Raw genomic sequence first — 18,602 nt, forward strand, 5'->3', positions numbered from 1 at the left:
GAGCATAGACCCTGGTTAAGTACAGGCTCTATTCCCGCCACCGGCTATTAAAGAAAAAAATCATATTTTTCAATTATCCTCCAAACGCTTCTATATGTCGAAGTTAAAAAGCTAAGAATGAGCGAGAAAGCAGGAGAAAACATTACTTTATAATGGGAGGGAATTTGAGATGTCCAAGTCCAAAAAAGGTTTAAGTCTAATGCTGATGTTAGCTATGACTGTTAGTTTTGCGCCCCTTAGCTCCGCGGCCGAGGACGGCACGGGCAGCATAAGCATTCCTAACCGATACAACACACCCTACTCCGTCGATGACAATGAGATCTACATCTTCGCGGCCAACTACAAACCGTTCGAATATAGCACGAACGAGGACGACCACACCGGCGGCGACGTGGTATTCAACGAGATCATCGGCGACAAGCTTCGGGAAGCGTTCCCGGGACTTAAAATCAAGGTTGGCACCTGGGACTATCCGGTCCGCTATGAGGATCTGGATGCGGCCGGGATCGTACCCGATATTATCATCGATAACCCGTACAACCGGATTGATCGTGATTTCGAGCATCGCGGCTGGGTCCAGGATATGACTCCTATGATCGAGCAGAGCGGGATCGACCTGGGCTCGCTCAACCAGGCCGCAGTGGAGATGGTAAAGTCGCGGTCAGATGGCGGGATCTACGGCGTTCCGCTCTTTATCGACGACTATGTACTCTACTACAATAAGAAGATCTTCGATAAGTTTGGCGTAAAGTATCCTACGCCAGGCATGACGTACGACGAGATCTTCAAGCTGGCCAAGAAGCTGACCACCCAGGACGGGCTTGACGCCTACAAGGGTTTCATGCAGCATCCCGACAACTACTTGCAGTATAACCAGCTCGGGCTGTATCCCTTCCAGCCGACTGACAGCGAGGAGCCAGCACCTGCGGACGTGAAGGTGGACATCACGTCACCGGAGTGGAACCAATTGGGAGAGAACATCGATCGGTTCCTCTGGCTTCCTCGTAACGGGTTCACCACGGTTAACGATTTCCTCAAGGGCGACATGAGCCGTCCCGGGCATGTCGCGATGGCGGTGGACACATTGCAGAAGCTGCCGGCATACGTTGGCGACGACCTCTTCATCAAGGATGAGGATGAAGAGATCTACCATGAATGGTTGAGGAGTATCGATGTCGGTGTCACGTCGGTGCCAGTGCTCAAGAATCGTTCAGAAACGACTTACCAGCCCAACACGATGGCGGCGTTCATTCCGCCGCAGGCGCGCCATCAGGAGAAGGCCATCGAGATCGTAAAATGGCTGGTGTCGGAGGAGGGACAGGTAGCGCTATCTCGCAATGCCATCAAGGGAGTCCTGGAGACGCCGGCAGTCGTGGACAGCTTTGGTGACGACATTCCAGGGCTGGCCAACGTCGACACCTCGGGTGTGTATTGGGGTTCCAATGCTGTCGTACAGAACTACCAGAACACCGAGTACTGGGATATTCCGCTGTATTCCGTGTTCCGGCAGCACGTGTTGAAGGACGCGATGTCGGTTGAGGCGGCGTTTACCGTCACCGAGACCGTGGACATTCCCAACTACATCAAATCCCAGTCGGAATCGGGTAAAGACTGGTAAGCAAATGTCGTACCCTTGAACAGACTCTGAGCTCAAAATAAAGAAGATCGGCTTATCGTACCTGTGCAAACAGGCGTAAGCCGATTTTTTTACAACATAGGAATGTTTAAGCTCTTTAAAGCGATAAAGCGTATCATGATTCACACTTCCTCCATGTTGTTAACCAATCGAATGGCTCCGTTACAGGCTTGCATCACCTTCCTTGCAAGCATATTCAATCCGAGGGAGCAGTTTGCGGTAAACGTCCTCGATGTCAAGGATCGACATCGGCTTCGGGTTGTTGTCCATCAATCGCTTGACTTGGAAAGCGGCTTCGGCGAGTACGGGAACATCCGAGGACTGCACGCCGTAGACGGCTAGATTCTGCGGAATTTGCAGCTCTTTCGTCCACTCCGCGATCCGTTCGACGACAAGCTCCGCCGCATCGGCGGAAGCGCCCGCTTCGGTCACGATGCCCATGGCGGAAGCGACGCGCCTCAGCTTATCCTGAACGCTGTCCATATTGAACGCCATGACATGCGGAAGGAGCATCGCGTTCGCCGCCCCGTGAGGGATATGGAACCTGCCGCCGAGCGGATACGCCATCGCGTGAACGGCCGCCGTGCCGGAGCCCGCGAGCGCCATTCCGCCGAACATCGAACCAAGAAGCATCGCGCTTCGGTCTTCGACGGCGTGTCCGTCATGGAACGCGGACACGATGCTTCCCGAGAGCAGACGAATCGACTCCAAGGCCAGCATGTCGCTGATCGGGTTCGCTTTGTTGGACAGAAAGGATTCCAACGCGTGCGTGAAAGCGTCCATGCCGGTTTCCGCCGTGATCGACCGCGGAAGCGACAGTGTCAAGGCGGGATCCAGCACGACCAAGCTCGCGTATAAGCGGCTGCTGACGATGCCCAGCTTCAACGCTTCCTCCTCCAGCGTCACGATGGCGTTCGGCGTGACTTCCGATCCCGTGCCGGACGTCGTCGGGATAAGCACCGTCGGTACTCCCGCATGGGGAATCCGCTCCGTGCCGATCATCTCTCTCACGCACAGCCGGTTCGTACGCAAGACGGACAGGAGCTTCGTCGCGTCCAGGACGCTGCCGCCGCCGATTCCGATGTAGACGTCGAAGGGCTCTTGCCCGATTCGGTCGGCCAGCGCTTCGATGTGGTCCGCGGTCGGCTCCCGCATGACGCCGCCGATCGTTTCGGAGGCGATGCCGCTTCCGGCCAGCCGCGCGGCCAGCTCGTCCGTTGCGCCTTGCCTTCGCATCGCGTCCGATGCGACGATCAGCGCCTTATTGATCCGGCCCAAGCCGCGAAGTTCCGGCCCTAGATTTTGCATCGCGTGAAGTCCGGCGATGATTTTGCCGGAGGTTTGAAATTGATAGATTCTTGCAGGCTCATTCATTCGAATTCCCTCCCGGATTTGCCCCTCGTTATTCGTGCGGGCTGTCGCCGCCTTGCTTGTGTATCGCGATTCTCGTAATCCGGTAATCCTTGATCGAATCGCGATTTCATCACATTCGTTCTCTTTCCATCTCGGTCGTTCGATGATTCGCGGCAAAGGTAAAGCAATAAGAGCCCGGGCCCGAACGATAGACCGCGTGACCGTCTTCGTGTCCCTCGTATGCGACGTCCGGCCCGCTCGCGAGCACCGGCGTGTCCGGAGAGGAGGGAATCCGGATCAGACCTTCGCTGTTCGCCGGAATATCGACCCGGACGGTCATTTGGTTAGACGGGCCGAGCTCCCAGCGGACGCTCGCCCTGCCGGAGCGAAGCTGCTGCCACGCTTCCGCCCATTCGACGCCTTGGACGACCGTCGGCTTCGCCTTGACGAGGTAGCGTCCGACTTCCGGGCGATAACGATAATCCAAGCCGGCAAGGCTGGCGTACAGCCACTCCTCCAAGTGGCCCAGCATGAAATGGTTTTGCGATTTTCCGACGGTCGGTCCGTCCCAGGCTTCGGTCAGCGACGTCGCGCCGTGAGCGACCTGATAAGCGTAGCCGGGCGCATGCGGGTTTCTCGCCATCTTGCCGACGACATCCGACCGGCCTCCGCTTGCAAGCGCCGACAGCACGTAGCGGTGCCCGACGTCACCGGCGGTCGTCTGCCAGCCCCGCTCCCCGATATTGCGGACGAGGCGGTCCAAGAGGACGCCGCGCAGTTCCTCGGGGGCAAGGCCGATCGCGAGCGGCATGGCGATGGCCGTGTCGCTCCCTTCGGCGTACATGGCGTTAGCCGTATCGTAGAACGCCGAATGAAACGCCGTTCGAATGGATTCGGATAGCCGCGAATGGGCGGAAGCGTCCTCGGCTTTGCCGAGCACCAGCGCAATTTCGCCGAGCGCTCTCGCCAGCCCGAAGAAGATGACCGTCTCGACCAGCGCGACGGACGTATTCTGAGCGAAGCCGGGGCCTTTCGGTCCGATGTCGTACCAGTCGCCGAGCCCGCCGCGCAGAATGAAGCCGTCCGATGCCTCGGTCAAATAACGGACATAACGGCCCATCCCCTCGTAGTGCCGCTCGAGCGTTCCGACGCTGCCGTAACGCCGAAGCATCTCCCACGCGAGCAGAATATAGGAGCCCCCCCAAGCGGCCGCGTCGCGAAACATGTGCCAAGGCTCCTCGAATACGACGTACTCCGGCGCCGTCGTCGGCACCATGCCGTTCGGAAGCTGGGCATCCGACATGTCGCGCATGATCTTCTCGAGCAGCGCTTCGCATTCGTAGTTGAACATGACGGAAGGCCCCATGAGATGTAGCTGCTCCAACCAGCCCAGCTTCTCGCGATGCGGACAGTCCGTGAAGACGCTCTTCATGTTGCTGAGGATCGCCCAGTTGATGATCTCGTGAATCCGGTTGAGCAGCGGATCCGAGCACCGAAAGCCCCCGGCGTCCTCGACGTCCGGACCGATCATGTGGCCTTCGAGACCGTGCAGCACGGGAAGGTCCGATTCCTCGACGCCTTCGCCGGCGGGCGCCGCGCCCTCCACTTGCACGTACCGGAAGCCGTAATACGTGAACCGGGGATGCCATTCTTCGATGCCTTCCCCCTTCAAGACGTAATTCAGCTCGTATGGCGATCCCGAATATTTCTGATTGGCCAACCCCTCTTCCGTCAAGAGCTCCGCGGGCTTCAGCTTGACCCGCGTTCCGTTCGGGCCGCTGACGCGAATGCACGGCCAGCCCGAGAAATTTTGCCCCAAGTCGTAGACGTACACGCCCCTCCGCGGCTCCGAGACGCTGCGTGCGGGCAAGCGCTTGGTAATCGCGAGCGGGGGAGACGATTGCGCCGTCAGTTTGCCGGGCGGGGGCTCCAGCTCGCAAGCGCGTCTCCAATCCCCGTCTTCCACGAAGCCCGGACCGTCCCAGCCCGTCCGCTCCAATCCGGCATCGTAATCCTCGCCGCCGTAAATACATGAGAAGGTAAGAGGGCTGTCGCTTAGCGACCAAGTTCCGTCGGTGACGATCGTCTCCGCGGTCCCGTCGGCATATTCGATGACCAGCTCCGCCAAACATTTCGGGTTGCCGAAGCTGCCCTTGAACTTGGCGTAGCGTCCGCCGGCCACGCGATAGAAGCCGTTGCCGAGGAGAACGCCCACCGCGTTCTCCCCCTGCCTGAGCCCGGGCGTCACGTCGTAAACCGAGTACAGCACCGTCTTGTCGTAATTCGTCCACCCCGGCTCAAGCTGCCGGTCGCCGACCTTCGCCCCGTTCAGGCGCAGCTCGTAATGTCCGAGTCCGGTTACGTAAGCGCGCGCGCGGGCAACCGGCTTCTTCACCTCGAAAGACTTCCGGAGCTGGATCATCGGTCCGCGGTCCGCCGCTTCGGCGGCATCGCCGATCCAGCGCTCCGACCATTTCGCTTCGGCCAATAGGCCCGTCTCCCACCATGCCGCCTTGCTGACGGCCGGTTGACCTTGGCCGTCCCACGCCGTTACGTGCCAGTAATACCTCCGCCTCGGCATCAGCGACGCCCCTTCGTACGGGATGGAAACATGCTCGCAGCTTCTCACGATGCCGCTGTCCCATACATCCGGTTCGCCGAGCTTTAGACGCTCCTCGCTGGACGCGACGGCGATTCGGTAAGCGCTTTGGCCGCTTCCGACTCCGGCCGGCTGCCCGAACGACCAGCTTAACCGGGGACGCTCCGCGTCCAGCCCGAACGGGTTAAGGATGCCCTCCGTCCGCAAGTCCGTCGCTTTAATCGCCGCCACGCTGCTCCTCCTTTAACTCGCGCGAAGTCGCCACGGCGATCGTTCGGTATTCGGGGAAGAAGTTGCAGGTCCTGTCGCCTTTCTGAGGCTTGCGGCATGCCGTATAGAAGTGGTACAACACGCCTTCGTGCGCGATGACGGAAGGCTTGTGGGCGTAGGATGCGTCCAGCTCTCCCGGCTGGCCGGTCTCGATGATCGGATCGGGATGTTTGGTCCAATTCAGAAGGTCGGCGGAGTAGGCGACGCCTTCCTGCGCCTTCTTGTAGTCGAAGCCGAAGAAGAACATGGCCCAGCGGTCTCCGTCCCTTAGCACGCAAGGATCGCTGACGAATCCGCCGTCCCATGCCCCCGGCGTAACGCGAAGGACGGGATTGTCCGGATGCCGGGTCCACCGGACGAGATCCGTCGAGGTCGCGAGACCCGTCTGCTCGATCCATCGGCCGTGCGTTTGGTTTTTGGCGTTGTAGAACAAATAAAAGGTTCCTTCATGCTCGAGCAAGCACTCCTTGTAGAGCCCGCCGCTCTCCCACGGCTCTCCTTCCTCCGGCGTCAAGATCGGCTCCGGAAGCCGATGCCACTCGAGCAGCTCCTCGTCCTCCGTCCAGGCCAAGCCGATTCGGGCCGAGCCTGCCTCGTAGCCGTCGCCCGGATAGGAGTGATAGGCAAGCCAATATTTGCCGTTCCACTTTTTGAGCGTGCCCGGCCCGTGCAAATCGTTGTCGCGCAGCATCCAGGTTCCCGCCACGTTTCTCGAATCCCAGGCCGAGCCTTCGTCGCAGCGCAATATCGTCGATAAAGGTTCGAACCGCAGCAGATCGTCGCCGACCGCAAGCGCCGTCTGATAGCCGATGCCGTCGTAGCCGACGTACATCATGTAGAACCGGCCGTTGTGGCGGAACACGAACGGACAGTCCACCGCGTGGTAATCGAAAGCGCCTTCCTCCCCGGAGCCGACCAGAACCGGTTCGCTCCGTTTGTAAGGCGTCAGCCAAGCATCGATCGTCATCTTTCATCCTCCTCCGATTGCGTGAACCATGCTCGAACGGGACCGTACAGCCCTCCGGCAGGGAACGAAGCCTGCCATTCCGGCCTCGGCGTCTTGTCCCAGTAGGTGACGGCCGGGTTCGCGCCGACGAGACTTGTCGGGCGGCCGTGCTCATAGAATGTGCCTAGCGTATTCGTGACGCGTACGCGCAGCTTATGCGAGCCCGCGGCCAGCTTGCCTAACGCGAACCGATACGGGCGCCATACACGGACGCCGGCGGGAGCACCGTCCGCCCACACCTCGGCGGTCCCCCTCACGTGGCCCAAATCGAGCAATACCGTGCCTTCCGCCGCGAGCTCCAGCCGCGTCTCGTATTCAACGGCACCGCTGTGATGCGGCAGATGCAGCGCGGTCCGCCAGTCGCCAAGCTCCCCTAGGCGAGGTAAGGTTTCGAACCGGATCGGCGCGTTCATCACGGCGGCTTCCGTCAACGCGCCTTCCGGTTCGATTCGGACGGCGGCCATCGTTCCCGCCGCCTGCGGGGCGAAGGAACAGCAACCGCTCGCGAACGCCGTCTCTTGCCCGCCGATCCAAAGACGCACCTTGCCCTCGACCTCCAGGTGCATGCGATGCGTACCGACGGGCAGAGGGAATCGGAGCCAAATCGGCCGACCAATCCGGCTCGCGTCCGCCACGAACGGGACGGGCGCCGTCGAAGGCGCCGAGCCCGGCATCAGCCAGCCCACGCCGGGCAGCGGATGGGGACGATCGTTGATCCAGAGCGACTCCGTCTCGGCGAATTGCAGCACGCCGCCATGATGGACTAGCGCGGGTTCTCCCCGTTCGTCCAGCCAATCTGGACCGGTGCAGAAGGGAATCGCGCCGCCGTCCGCCAGCTCGATTCTCCCGTCGACGAATACGTCGCCTTTGCCTTCGGGCAGCAGCAGCGCGATGTCGTTCGCGCCTTCCCGCCAATAAGCAGTAATATCGACTTCCTCCTGGCCCTGCCGAATGTACGGATTGAAGTCCCCATGCTCGGTTACGGCAATCCCGTTCACTGCAAGGACCGCCCTTCCCCGCGCGGCGAACACAAGGCGCACGCGGCTTGCCGGCCGGTTCGGCGGCGCCGCCAGCCCGATCCGAAGGCGGGAGCTGGCAGCCGGCCGTCCCGCGTATATCCATTTGGGCAAGGGCATCGCGGCCGATTCGTTGATTTCGACCGCCGCGCGCTGCATGCCCTTCGATCTTGCTTCCGCTCGCAGCAAGACCGCGTTCGGCCCTTCCTTCAGCCGAACCCAAGCCGTCCTCTCCTCCGGTCCGCCGCTCCATTCGATGGCCTCGCCGTTCACCCATCCCTGCAGATCGGCATTGCTTTCCGTTCGGATCCAGAAGCATCCTTCCTCGCGAGCCATGGCGTTCGTGGCGGCCCAGACGGTTTCGCCCTTCGACGCTTCGCCAAGATGCAAATATCTTCGCGGCACGCGGCCCATCCGTCCGGCCCAGGACCGGAATTTCAGATCGCCGAATACCGTGCTGTAGACAAGCGGCTCCGCTTCTTTCGGATCGTAGGACTCGCCTTTATGAACGTGCCAGTAAGCGGCTTCGCTCCATAGCCGTTCGTCCCAACCCGCGTCGGAATACTCCGGCATCTGCCAGCCTGCCGCCGTTCCGTCCTCGCCGCGTTCCTCCGTGCGGACCCGCATCATGCGCCGCTCGGGAGGCATCAGTCCCCGTCGTTCAGCATGCAGGTCGAAGTCCCCGTACCGATTGTCCAGCGTCGGCTCGATCCGGACGCGCCACTCCTCCAGCGTTCGTTCCTCTCCGCCGCCTGCCGGACCTGATCCGATCTCCGCGGGAAAGCGTTCCGGGTGCGAGACCAAAGCCGAGGTCCGTGCCGCCGCCGACTCGTCTGCCGCTCGGCTTCCCGCATCCCGGACGGACGTCGCGCCGCACACGATCAAGGCGGCAGGCCAATGGTCGAAGGAGGCCTCTACGCGGATCCAATCGCCCTCGCGCGCATACGCGACGGGACCGGTTCGGCCGGTTACCGGGTCCCATAGCTCCGGAACGCCGGCCGTTCGCAGCCGGTAGACGGCTGGCGGAAGCGGCCGCGCGGACTCGACCGCCGGTTCGTGCATCTTCAGCAGCGCGCCGTTCTCCGGCAGCAAGAGAAAGATATCCGCGTCGTCCGTTCGCCGATGCAGCGACAGTCCCGGTCCTTCCGCTCGCTTCTCCGCCTTCCGCTCGGCGAGCGCGGCCGCCTCCTCCGCCGTGTCGACGAAGACGGCGCCCGGAATCGCTCCACGCTCCTCCTCCGGGACGTCTACCCCGACGACCATCCCGCCTTGCCGCGCCATGGCCTGAGCCATTGCAAGCGCCGGCGCGTCCATGACGGTCGTCCCGCATAACACGAGCACGCCGAATCGCTCGCCGGCGATCTCCAGCTTACCGTCCCTGACGAGGCTTCTCTCCAGCGCGGAATCGTCAACGACGTCGAAGTCGAGTCCAAGGGTGCGAAGCGAACCCGCATACGTCTCGGTATCCTTGCGGTGGGTCGTGCCCGCCACGCTCCAGTACGCCCGTCTCAGCTGCGTAATCCTCTCGCGGGGGTCCCGGTTGGAAGCGCCCATCGGATGCTCGTTCGGCTTCACGTCGTCCAGGGACAGATACCCTACTGCCGCATAAGACGGATAATGAACGGCAACGTCGGCGACATGGTTTCCCTCGCTCAGCAAGCGGCATACCCGGCTGACGGTGTCCGCGAACACCCCGTAGTGCTCGAAGTAGGGCTGGCGCCACCCCGTATCCGGCGGCGCCCATTCCCACCATCCGCCGCGGGTGGAGTAATAGACGGCGTGGGGACTGAACAGCGTCACGCCCGTCTGCAGCCAAGGCACCAACCAATGCATCGTTTCCTCGAGCGTGCCGCCCCAGCCGCTGGAGTGAAAGCCCTCCAACCAGACGCGGGATCCGCCGTTCAAATGGACGAGGGAGGAGTGGGCCTTCAAGTCCCCGTCCATGTCCGCTCCGGGCGAATTGTACCACCGGTGCGTCCGGAAGTAATCGAGGTACAGACGCTGCGCGCCGTGAACGTCGGCTCTGCGCGCCGGGCCGGCCTGGTCGCAGCCGATCAGCATGCCGTATTTGCGGTGCCACTCGCCGAGCGGCTCGAAGAACGCCCGTTCGGCGAGCTCCGCCGCGATCACGTAGACGCGTCGGCGAACGTCTGCCGCGCCCGGCCCTTCGTCGAACAACGCTGGAAGCGCCTCCAACAAATCGTGCCGGTGACGCTCGCGATAGAGGATCGGCACTTCCGGCGACCATAGCGGCAGCGGCGGCAGCTCGTCTTGAAAGCTGCCCGCGATCGTTCGGCCGAGATCGTCCGGAAAGCGTCTCTCGAATTCGCCGTGCACCCGGCCCAGCAAGGCGGCCGACGCCTTCGGATCCAGCCAGTTGAAGCCCTGACGCTCGGCGGTGTACCGGTAATCGTCCGTCTCCAGCAAGAGCTGGGAGCCAGAAGGCGCTTCCTCATCCTTCGGATACCTGCGCAGCTGATAGCCCGAGTATGCCGGCACCTCCGCGACGAGGCGCGCGAGTTCGTTCGCGCCGGAGAACCCGATTTGATCATAGAACCACAGTCTCATCCCCAGCCGCTCCGCTTCCCGCAGCGCGGCCTCGAACAGCGTCCACCATTCCTCGCTCATGTAAGCCGGGCGATCGCCGCAGGAGCCGTATTGCGGTCCGGTCGGCGCCAGATGGATAATGCCGATATTGCGCAGCCCTCCCTCCCGGAATTTCCGCAGCTGCCACCGGATTCGCTCTTCCGTCACCTCTTCGCCGCTCCACCACCAGAACGGCACCGGTCCGTATCGCGGATCCGGCTCCTTGAACCGATCGTGCATTCGAGTCCATTCCGAAACCATGCCCATTCCCTCTCCTCTCCGATACAGGCCTTCGCGCGAGCGTGCGATTCCCCCGCCTAGCCGGGTTCTGTTCGTTTGAACACCACTCTACACGGTTTAAAGGCTTTGTTTATAGGTTGCTTCCATCGACTTTATAGGTCATTTCTGAGTGATGTGCGATTCGTTGCGTTTCTTGATTTCGAGGACGAAAAAAGCAAGCCGTCACTCCCGTGCCGGGAAGCGATTGCTTGCTTCGATTGTTCGTTTACGCCGCAGGCTGCCACGCTATCGCTCTCATCCTCCGAGTCTTACGCGTTCGAAATAATCGGCCCCCCCGACCTGACCGCCTTTCAGCGCCAGCTGAAGCCCGTCCAGCCGCGGATCCTCGGAGTAGCAACGGCATAACGGCCCCCCCGGGACGATGGCGCTCAAGCATGACAGGGCGTAAATGCCCAGCTCGCGCGTCACGTAACCGGAGGTATCGCCTCCGGCAATAAGAATGCGGCGCAAGCCCGTCGCCCGCAAGAGGTCCGAGGTCAGCCTGCCAAGCTGCGTGCCGATCAAACGTCCGGAATCCGCCGGCTCCATGCCTCTGGCGGTCAAGGCCTCCCGAAGCGCTGCGATGGCTGGATCCTCGGGTCCGTCCGCGGAATAGACGATGATATTCCTGCCTTGCTCGACGAGCGGCAGCGCCTGCTTCAGCAGCGACCGTCTCGCCTCGTCCGCCCGCCCCGGTTCGAGCCAATCCCGCGCCCGCACCCGTATGCCGGCGTAACCTCGCTTAAGCGCCCACGCGATCTGCGATTGCGTGACCGGCGAACAGCTTCCCGAGACGACCAACAATTGATCCGCTTGTTCCGCCGCTTGCAGCCGCGCCCCTCCCGGGTCGACGAGCCCCTCTTTCGCCCAATGGGCGGCCAGCGCGTATTCCACGCCCGACGAGCCAATGACGAATAGTCCAGTCCCCCGTTCCTCGGCCTCCCGCCACATTAATCTGCCCGCCGCCTCCAGCCGCGGGTCGTCGATGACGTCGAACAGGAGAGCGGCCGGCTCCCCGACCTCCAGCCGATGCTCGAGCCTGGCCGACACCTCCTCGGGCACGCCGTCCAAGGCCGTCCACTCCATTAACGAAACGGGCAAATCCGTTTGCTCCCGAAGATGCAAGCGAAGATCGGATTCCCGCATGGGCGTAATGGGATGGCGGGACATCGTGGGATGGCGGTCCAGCCGGTACGTACCACCGTCGGCGCCCGCCGCGGCGAAGTGGTGGCCGAACAGCGTGTAGCGCTTCAGGGCCGGCACGCCGACCAGGATCGGCACGTACCTTTGACGCGGATAGACGGACCTGCCCAGCTCCAGCACCTTGCCGATGCTTCCCGCGCGGGGCGAAGAATCGAAGGTGGAGCATACTTTATAATGCACGACGGCCGTTCCGTAAGCATGGAGCCGTTCGAGCGCCGGCCGAAGCTCGCGCTCCATCTCGTCCGGCGTCATCGACCGGCTTACGCCCGCGACGCCGAAGCACCGCACGTTCGGGAACCGTTCGGCGAGCAGCTCCGGCGGCGGGGGATCAAGAAACAGCACTGTGTCCGCGCCGCTCTTGGCGAGAGCCTCCATCGCGTCGGTGGAGCCGGTAAAGTCGTCACCGTAGAAGCATAGCAGCCGATCGTTATGTTTCGGCATAGCTCCCGGTACGCTCATAGCGCTCGTTCCTTGCACTTAAACTTGTCGAACGCGCGCCGCAACTCGACCCGCTCCTTCGCGTATTCTTCGGCGGGAATGCCGCGCATCGCGGCCTCCCAGCCTTGCTTCATGCTTTCAACGCCGGCAGCCGGCCCGTCCGGATGGGCAAGAATGCCTCCGCCGGCGAGATGCATGACATCTACCGATCGCGTCCGTTCGAACGTCGTCTCCGCCGTCCCCGCCCATTGCCCCGACGAGAGTACCGGCATCGCCGAATAGCCGTCCCACATGGGCTGCAGACAGGCTTCCACGGACCTCGCGACGGATTCGTCGCTTTCGTAGAACTTGCTGCCCAGACCGTTCACGTGCAGATGGTCGGCCCCCGCAAGCCTGCACAGCTTCTGATAGACCCGGAAATCCATCCCGAGCTGTCCGTGCCGCGTCAGCATCCCCCACTGATTCCGGTGACCGTGGACGGGAACCTCGCTGAAGCCGTTCAAATAGGCGAGTCCCGCGAAACCGATGCTGTTGATGCTGACCATTACGCAATTGCCGCCCGCCTTGACCACATGCTCGTGGTTTCGTTGCAGCTCTTCGATGTCGCCCGTAATATTGCAGGCGTACATCGCCTTGCGCCCCGTCTTGTCCGCCGCTCTCCCGATGGCCCGCATCACCGTCTCCGCTTTTTCCCGCAGGGGCAAATAAGGCGGATTCGCGTTCAGCTCGTCGTCCTTGATGAAATCAACCCCCGATACGGCCAGGTCGTATACGAGCGCCTCCAATTCCGCACGCCCGAGACCCACGCTCGGCTTAATGATCGTACCGATGATCGGCCGGCCGCGGACGCCGGTTATTCGCCGGGTCCCTTCGATGCCGAAGCGCGGACCCGGATAACGGGACTTGAAGTCCTCCGGCAGCTCCAGATCGACGAGACGCAACCCCGACAGCTCGCGGAGCTCGTACAGATTGCCGGCCACGCAGGCCATCAGATTCGGAATCGACGGCCCGAAATTATGAAGCGGGAACGAAACGACAATCTCTCCGCGCGAATAGCGTCCTTGTGTGGCCGGCGGAGCGAGCGCTCCGGGAAGCGACGGCTGCGCAACCTGCTCCAATGGCGTCATTCGTTCGATTCTGGCGCCGTGCCGCTCCTTGAGCGGCTCCGTCTCGCCGGGCACCGCCGTGAACGTGCCCGTCGATTGCTCCCCTGCGATGGACGCGGCCGCCTGCTCCAGCGTCAACGGGGTTTCCACCAAATAAGTAGCCGTTACCCGATTCGTTTCCAATTCCCAACACCTCGCCGTAGCATATCGATTAACTCAAAGATTCCAATGCCCGCTTCACGGCCATGACGCCCGAACGCGGACTCGACAATACCGGCTTGCCGGTTTTCTCCCGGAGCGCGGCTTCCATCCTTGCCATCGAGCCTTGCGCGAGCACGATCGCGTCCACCGAGCCGGCAAGGCCGGCCGCCGCGTTCGCGATCAGCGCGTCATGCTCTTCCGGCTTGCCGGCAACCAGGGCATCATATGCTCCCGCCGCCAGTCCGTCCGCCAATACGACTTTTTGGCCGATCGCCTCCGCTTGAGAGAGCAGCAAGGCCTTGGTCGGCTGCAGCGTCGTCGGCAAAGTCGCGATGACGCCGATGCGGGCATAGCGGCTTACCGCTTCCAGAGCCATTTCCTGATCGATCTTCACGATGGGCACGGATACGAACGGTCTCGTCCGGTCGACCGCTTCGCCGACCGAGGAGCAGGTATTCAGAATGACGTCGGCTCCAAGCTCCTCTGCGTTCCGATAGTAAGTCAGCAGCCGCTTCGACACTAGCGGCGTAATCTCTCCCGCGCGAACGACGTCATGGATCAAACCGTCGTCGATCAGATTGACGAGCCGGCAGTCCGGCAGCAGCTCATCGAATATTTTCTTCAGCGGATCCGCGAGCCCTTGGCCCGTATATACCGCGGCAACCGTCCATTTCATGGATTCCCCTCCGTCTTTCATCATTGCGCTTCATGGCGCTACCAGACGAAATCGCGATCCGGTCTGCGATAATCGCCCTCCCGCATAGGCGCGCGGTCGTAGACGGCGCGTCCGCTGTACAGCGGCTTTTGCCGTCCCTTCGGACTGATCTCGACGACGTCATCGCCTCGCCACTGCGCCGCGAACGATTGGCCGACCGCATTCTCCTGCGTGGTTCGGAAGCTTAACGGAAACGTGATCGTGATCGTCTCGCCCTCGCGGGCCGCCCCGAGCAGCAGGAAGCATTTATTGATCCAACTGCTCGGAGCTTTTCCGTTGCTTTCCGCCGTCTCGCCGCCGAGCTCGCGGAGCACGTTTATTTTGGTAAAGCCCGCCCATTCCGGAATGCGAACGGCCAGCCGCCGCAAATCCCGGCGAACGTGAAGCACGACTTTGCCTTCATGCGGCAAATAACTGTCGACGTCCAGCCATTTCGAGCCTCGGTTCAGCAGGAAGTTGACGCTGATCATGCCGTCCCGCTCGGTAATGGCGTTGCTCCAGCCCATGAACAACCCCCGGGTTCCGGAGCCTAAGCAGCAAAGCTGCAAATCGTTCGTATGGCCGCGACCCTCGTTCACGTCGCAGCAGAAATCGTTGGGAGCGGAATAGCCGGCGAAAGCGCCGCGCGAACGGTCCGCGACCTTGTAATAGGAGCGGTCCGCGCGAACGTCGCGGGACTTGTCGTCCAACTGCTCGACCCAATTCAAGTCCAGCAATTGCGATTCCGCAAGATGGTTCCGGATGAACCGCTCCACGGTTCCCCAATACTCCACGTAGCCGTTCCTGGCGAGCGTGATCCCGGTCGCGATCAAGTCCACGAGCGAACAGGTTTCGTGCTCGTAAGCCTGCTCGTGCAGATCGCCTGGGGTCCAGCCGAACGATGTGCACTTCGTCAGCGCCCAATCGTAGCTCTTCTTCACCCAGGCAATCAATGCGGCGTTGCCCGTGAATTCGCCGAAACGGGCGATCGCGTCGAGCGTGCCGAGGCGGGTATGGAAATGTCCGCTCCGGTAGGCAGGCGCGTCGTTGAAGCTTCCGTCCTCCAGGAAGACACGGCTTCGTTCCGTAATAAGCGCCGTGAAATATTGGCAGAGCTCGAAGGCGTCCGGATTTCCCGTTAATTCGTGGTACTTCAGGAGCGGCATGATCAGCCTGCCGCAGAAGGAAGCCGGATCCGGGGCAAGCCGGAGCTGCACGGCGTTCGCGGATGGCCAGCCGGATTCCTTGTATTCGGATGCCGGGTAATACCAAATGTCGCGCTCCTTGACCGCGATCCGCTTCAACGCGGCCACGTGACGATCTGCCGCTTCCTTCGCCTTCTCGTCCCCCGTTTCCATGTACCATGTCGCCAGCGACAAGATGACCGCGCGCTGATCGATCAGATTGGCGTTCGTCTCCCAGCGGTATACCGGATTCAATTGGCGATAGCTCATGCCGTCTTCCTTGAAGAAGGAGAGCAAGTTGGCCCGGTAGCGCTCCTCCACCTCGCGTCCGAACGTGGCGCCGGACATATGGCGGGCAAGGATCATGCCGTCGATCATGCGTCCGTGTGAGGAGCCGTAATCCCAATCCCCATGCGTCACGAACGCGGGCTTTGCCATTAAATTAGCCGCGAAAAACGGGATATGGCCAAAATCCTCGTCCGCCATGCCCACCATGGCGTTCAATGCATGGGCCGCCCGTTCTTCCAGCATCAACGTGTCCGGAATTTGACGCGTTGCCATGCGAATTCCCCCTCTCGTTATTCGGATCGCCGTCCGCCGGGCGTCAGCTCGATCGCTTGGCGGATCGCTTCCTTCATGCTTTGCTCGTCGGCAATGCCTTTGCCGGCGATATCGAACGCCGTTCCGTGGTCGACGCTCGTCCGGATAATCGGCAGACCGACGGTAATGTTGACTCCGGCTTCCAGTCAGATGCCTGCATACGGCCTTCGCCGTGTCTCCCCCGGTCAGAATGACGCCTTGCAGCTCCGTCGTATCCATGCATTCGGAAGCCGCCAAACCGAGCAGCGACGCGATCCGGTTCGACACTTCCGCCGCCTGCAATCCTCTCGCGGCGCCCGCCACTTGGGCCGACCGGACTTGTCCGGGCGAGCAGCCGGCGTACAAGGAAACGTCAAAGCCTGCCGCAAGCGCCGTCCGGACGGCCGAGCTGCACCGCTCGAGCTCCCGGTCGCAGCCTTCGTCGGAAGTCATGGCCGCGATGGCGTCGAGCTCCACGGCCTTTGTTCGCGGGCATTGATTGAACGCGGCAACCTGGCTCCGGGTAATCTTGGAGATGCTGTCCGCAACCAATAGAACGGGTTTCCCCCTTTCGGGGACGACTCGCGACAGGTGCTCGTGCGCTCTGTGGCCTCTCGCCAACGCGAGCGAATCCGGCAGGCATTCCGCGAGACCGGCCGAGCCTGCCCATAGCATTCGTCCCACGCCTGCCGCCGCGACGTCGGCGATTCGCCGCAAATCCTCGTCCGAGACGGCGTCGCATACGATGATTTCGATGCCGCTCCGAAGCAGCTTCCCGATTCGCAAGCTAGCGGCTTCCGCGCCCGCTCGCAGTGCTTCAAGCGGCAGCAGTCCCGCTTGCCGTTGCGATTGGGAGGCCAGCAGCTTGACGAGATCGGCTTCGGCGACGGGAGATTTGGGATCCTTAGCGGTTTCCGTCCGATCGATCCTTACATCGTTCACATAATGAATGCCGTTTCGGGTCGTCCTTCCGATCTTCGGATAGGCGGGTGCAACGATGATGCAATCCACGGGAATGGCATCCGCGACGGCGTCGATTTCCGCGCGAGATTGCCCCTCAGCGTGGAATCCAGCTTTTTGTACACGTGCTTGAAGCCCATCCGCGCGACTTGGAGCGCGGCGAGCCTGGTCCGCTCGTAGGCCTCGCCTGCGGCAACCGCCCTGCTGTCCGTATCCAGCAGATAATTTCGGAATTCCTTTCGATCGCCGAAACCTCTTCCGCATGCAAGACGACCTGCGTATCGAAGCCTCTCCGCGCGAACTGCACGCCCGAGTCGGTGGCTCCCATCAAGTCGTCCGCGATAATCGCAAGCTCGTTCATGGCAGACGCATCTCCCCGCGGCTCATGGTCTCGTCCCGCAAGAGCTTCCGCAGATGCGCCAGCCCGTTCTCGCGGAGCAGCTCATCCACGCGGACCGGCCTGCCGCCTTCCCGCATGGTTCGCTCCATCGCCGCCATCAAGGCGAGCGTCACCACCGCTTCCTCCGCGTCCGGCAGCGGCTTCGCGCCATTGTCCAGACATTCCGCGAAATAGTCGATGTAGTTCTGATATTCCCCCGCGTGATGGCTGTTGCCCTCGAATCGGAAGTAATAATCGCGCTTATTCTCGAAGGAATACGTCTTGCGGCCTTCGCCCTCGAATCGCGTATGATACAGCAGATTGGAGTACTCCGCCCGCGAGGAGCCCTTCGTCCCCCGAATGACGCAGCCGATTCCCGGCTCGACCTCCGAGCCTAACGCCGGCAAGGTATAGCTGCCCGATATTTGGCCGATCCTGCCTTCTTCGTCCCGAACGAGGAGCCGCATGGAATCCCACGTCTCGAGGCCGTATTGGCGGCTGTTCCCGCTGACGTTGCCGTATCCGGTCACCTCCAAGGCGCCCGGCAAATACCAGCGGACCAGATCGACGGCGTGTATCATGAAATTGTACATCCAGCTGAAGCCCTTCTGCCGGCTCCACGGCTTGTTCAAGAACCAGCGGCTGTCCGCGATATAATGAGCTTCAACCGTCTGGATGCTTCCGTGGCGACCCCGCTCGTAATCTGCGCGCTGGCGGATCATCGGTTCGAAGAAACGGGAGCTTTGCCCGACGAATACATGCTTGCCGGATCTCCCCGCCAGCTCTAGCAGCTCGTTCGCCCCCTCAAGCGAGGTCAACATCGGTTTCGTGCAGATGACGTGCTTGCCTGCCTGCAGCGCCTGAATCATGTGGGGGAGGTGCAGCGGGTCGGGCGAATAAATGGCGACGACGTCGATGGCCGGATTGCTTAACAGCTCCCCGTAATCCGTCGTCCACTGATCGAAGCCGAACTCCTCGGCCCGAAGCTTGCATACCGCCGGATTAATATCGCATACTTGGACAAGCTCCCATCTCGTGCTGCTTAACGCCGCGGACATAATGCTCCGGCCTTCCCCCAGTCCAACGACGCCAAGCTTGTAGGTGTTCATGTAT

The 18,602-nt window shown here is 61.8% G+C and carries 10 protein-coding genes and 2 pseudogenes; 1 reads left to right on the plus strand and 11 read right to left on the minus strand.

Going from position 1 to position 18,602, the window contains the following annotated elements; genetic code table 11:
* The first annotated feature begins 169 nt into the window (after window positions 1-169).
* Window positions 170-1,618: an extracellular solute-binding protein gene (locus MHI43_RS15360; RefSeq protein WP_051425357.1), complete on the plus strand. Its 1,449-nt coding sequence runs from the start codon at window positions 170-172 to the stop codon at window positions 1,616-1,618.
* Window positions 1,619-1,798: 180 nt separating this feature from the next.
* Here the strand turns inward: MHI43_RS15360 and MHI43_RS15365 are convergent, their stop codons facing one another.
* The 11 genes and pseudogenes from MHI43_RS15365 to MHI43_RS15415 form a co-directional block, all read right to left on the minus strand.
* Window positions 1,799-3,010 carry an iron-containing alcohol dehydrogenase gene (locus MHI43_RS15365; protein ID WP_036663014.1) on the minus strand — a complete coding sequence of 404 codons (1,212 nt, stop codon included), beginning with the start codon at window positions 3,008-3,010 and terminating at the stop codon, window positions 1,799-1,801.
* 109 nt (window positions 3,011-3,119) lie between these two features.
* The gene (locus MHI43_RS15370) at window positions 3,120-5,819 is read right to left on the minus strand and encodes a family 78 glycoside hydrolase catalytic domain (protein ID WP_051425356.1); all 2,700 of its coding nucleotides are present in this window, start codon (window positions 5,817-5,819) and stop codon (window positions 3,120-3,122) included.
* The gene (locus tag MHI43_RS15375) at window positions 5,806-6,825 is read right to left on the minus strand and encodes a hypothetical protein (protein WP_036663013.1); all 1,020 of its coding nucleotides are present in this window, start codon (window positions 6,823-6,825) and stop codon (window positions 5,806-5,808) included. Before MHI43_RS15375 ends, MHI43_RS15370 begins: the two co-directional genes overlap by 14 nt.
* A complete protein-coding gene (locus MHI43_RS15380; RefSeq protein WP_235201792.1) occupies window positions 6,822-9,941 on the minus strand; it encodes a hypothetical protein in 3,120 nt (1,039 codons plus the stop codon). The genes MHI43_RS15375 and MHI43_RS15380 overlap by 4 nt, the downstream gene beginning before the upstream one ends.
* A gap of 487 nt (window positions 9,942-10,428) precedes the next feature.
* A complete protein-coding gene (locus tag MHI43_RS15385; protein ID WP_235201791.1) occupies window positions 10,429-10,716 on the minus strand; it encodes a hypothetical protein in 288 nt (95 codons plus the stop codon).
* 284 nt (window positions 10,717-11,000) lie between these two features.
* On the minus strand, window positions 11,001-12,425 hold the full coding sequence (locus MHI43_RS15390; RefSeq protein ID WP_235201790.1) for a four-carbon acid sugar kinase family protein: 1,425 nt from the start codon (window positions 12,423-12,425) through the stop codon (window positions 11,001-11,003).
* Window positions 12,404-13,675, minus strand: coding sequence for a ribulose-bisphosphate carboxylase large subunit family protein (locus MHI43_RS15395; protein ID WP_036663012.1), 1,272 nt, complete (start codon window positions 13,673-13,675; stop codon window positions 12,404-12,406). The genes MHI43_RS15390 and MHI43_RS15395 overlap by 22 nt, the downstream gene beginning before the upstream one ends.
* Window positions 13,676-13,703: 28 nt before the next feature.
* Window positions 13,704-14,369 (minus strand): aspartate/glutamate racemase family protein, encoded by a 666-nt coding sequence (locus MHI43_RS15400; RefSeq protein ID WP_036663011.1) that lies wholly within the window; start codon window positions 14,367-14,369, stop codon window positions 13,704-13,706.
* A gap of 1,780 nt (window positions 14,370-16,149) precedes the next feature.
* Window positions 16,150-16,323: pseudogene (locus tag MHI43_RS15405) on the minus strand (4-hydroxythreonine-4-phosphate dehydrogenase PdxA); the annotation flags it as partial.
* 52 nt (window positions 16,324-16,375) lie between these two features.
* Window positions 16,376-17,374 (minus strand): annotated as a pseudogene (locus MHI43_RS15410) (four-carbon acid sugar kinase family protein); the annotation flags it as partial.
* Between the two features lie 93 nt (window positions 17,375-17,467).
* Window positions 17,468-18,598: a Gfo/Idh/MocA family oxidoreductase gene (locus MHI43_RS15415; RefSeq protein ID WP_036663007.1), complete on the minus strand. Its 1,131-nt coding sequence runs from the start codon at window positions 18,596-18,598 to the stop codon at window positions 17,468-17,470.
* Between the last annotated feature and the right edge of the window lie 4 nt (window positions 18,599-18,602).

The sequence above is a fragment of the Paenibacillus sp. FSL H8-0457 genome (assembly GCF_038051935.1).
Taxonomy (GTDB): domain Bacteria; phylum Bacillota; class Bacilli; order Paenibacillales; family Paenibacillaceae; genus Paenibacillus_AQ; species Paenibacillus_AQ lautus_A.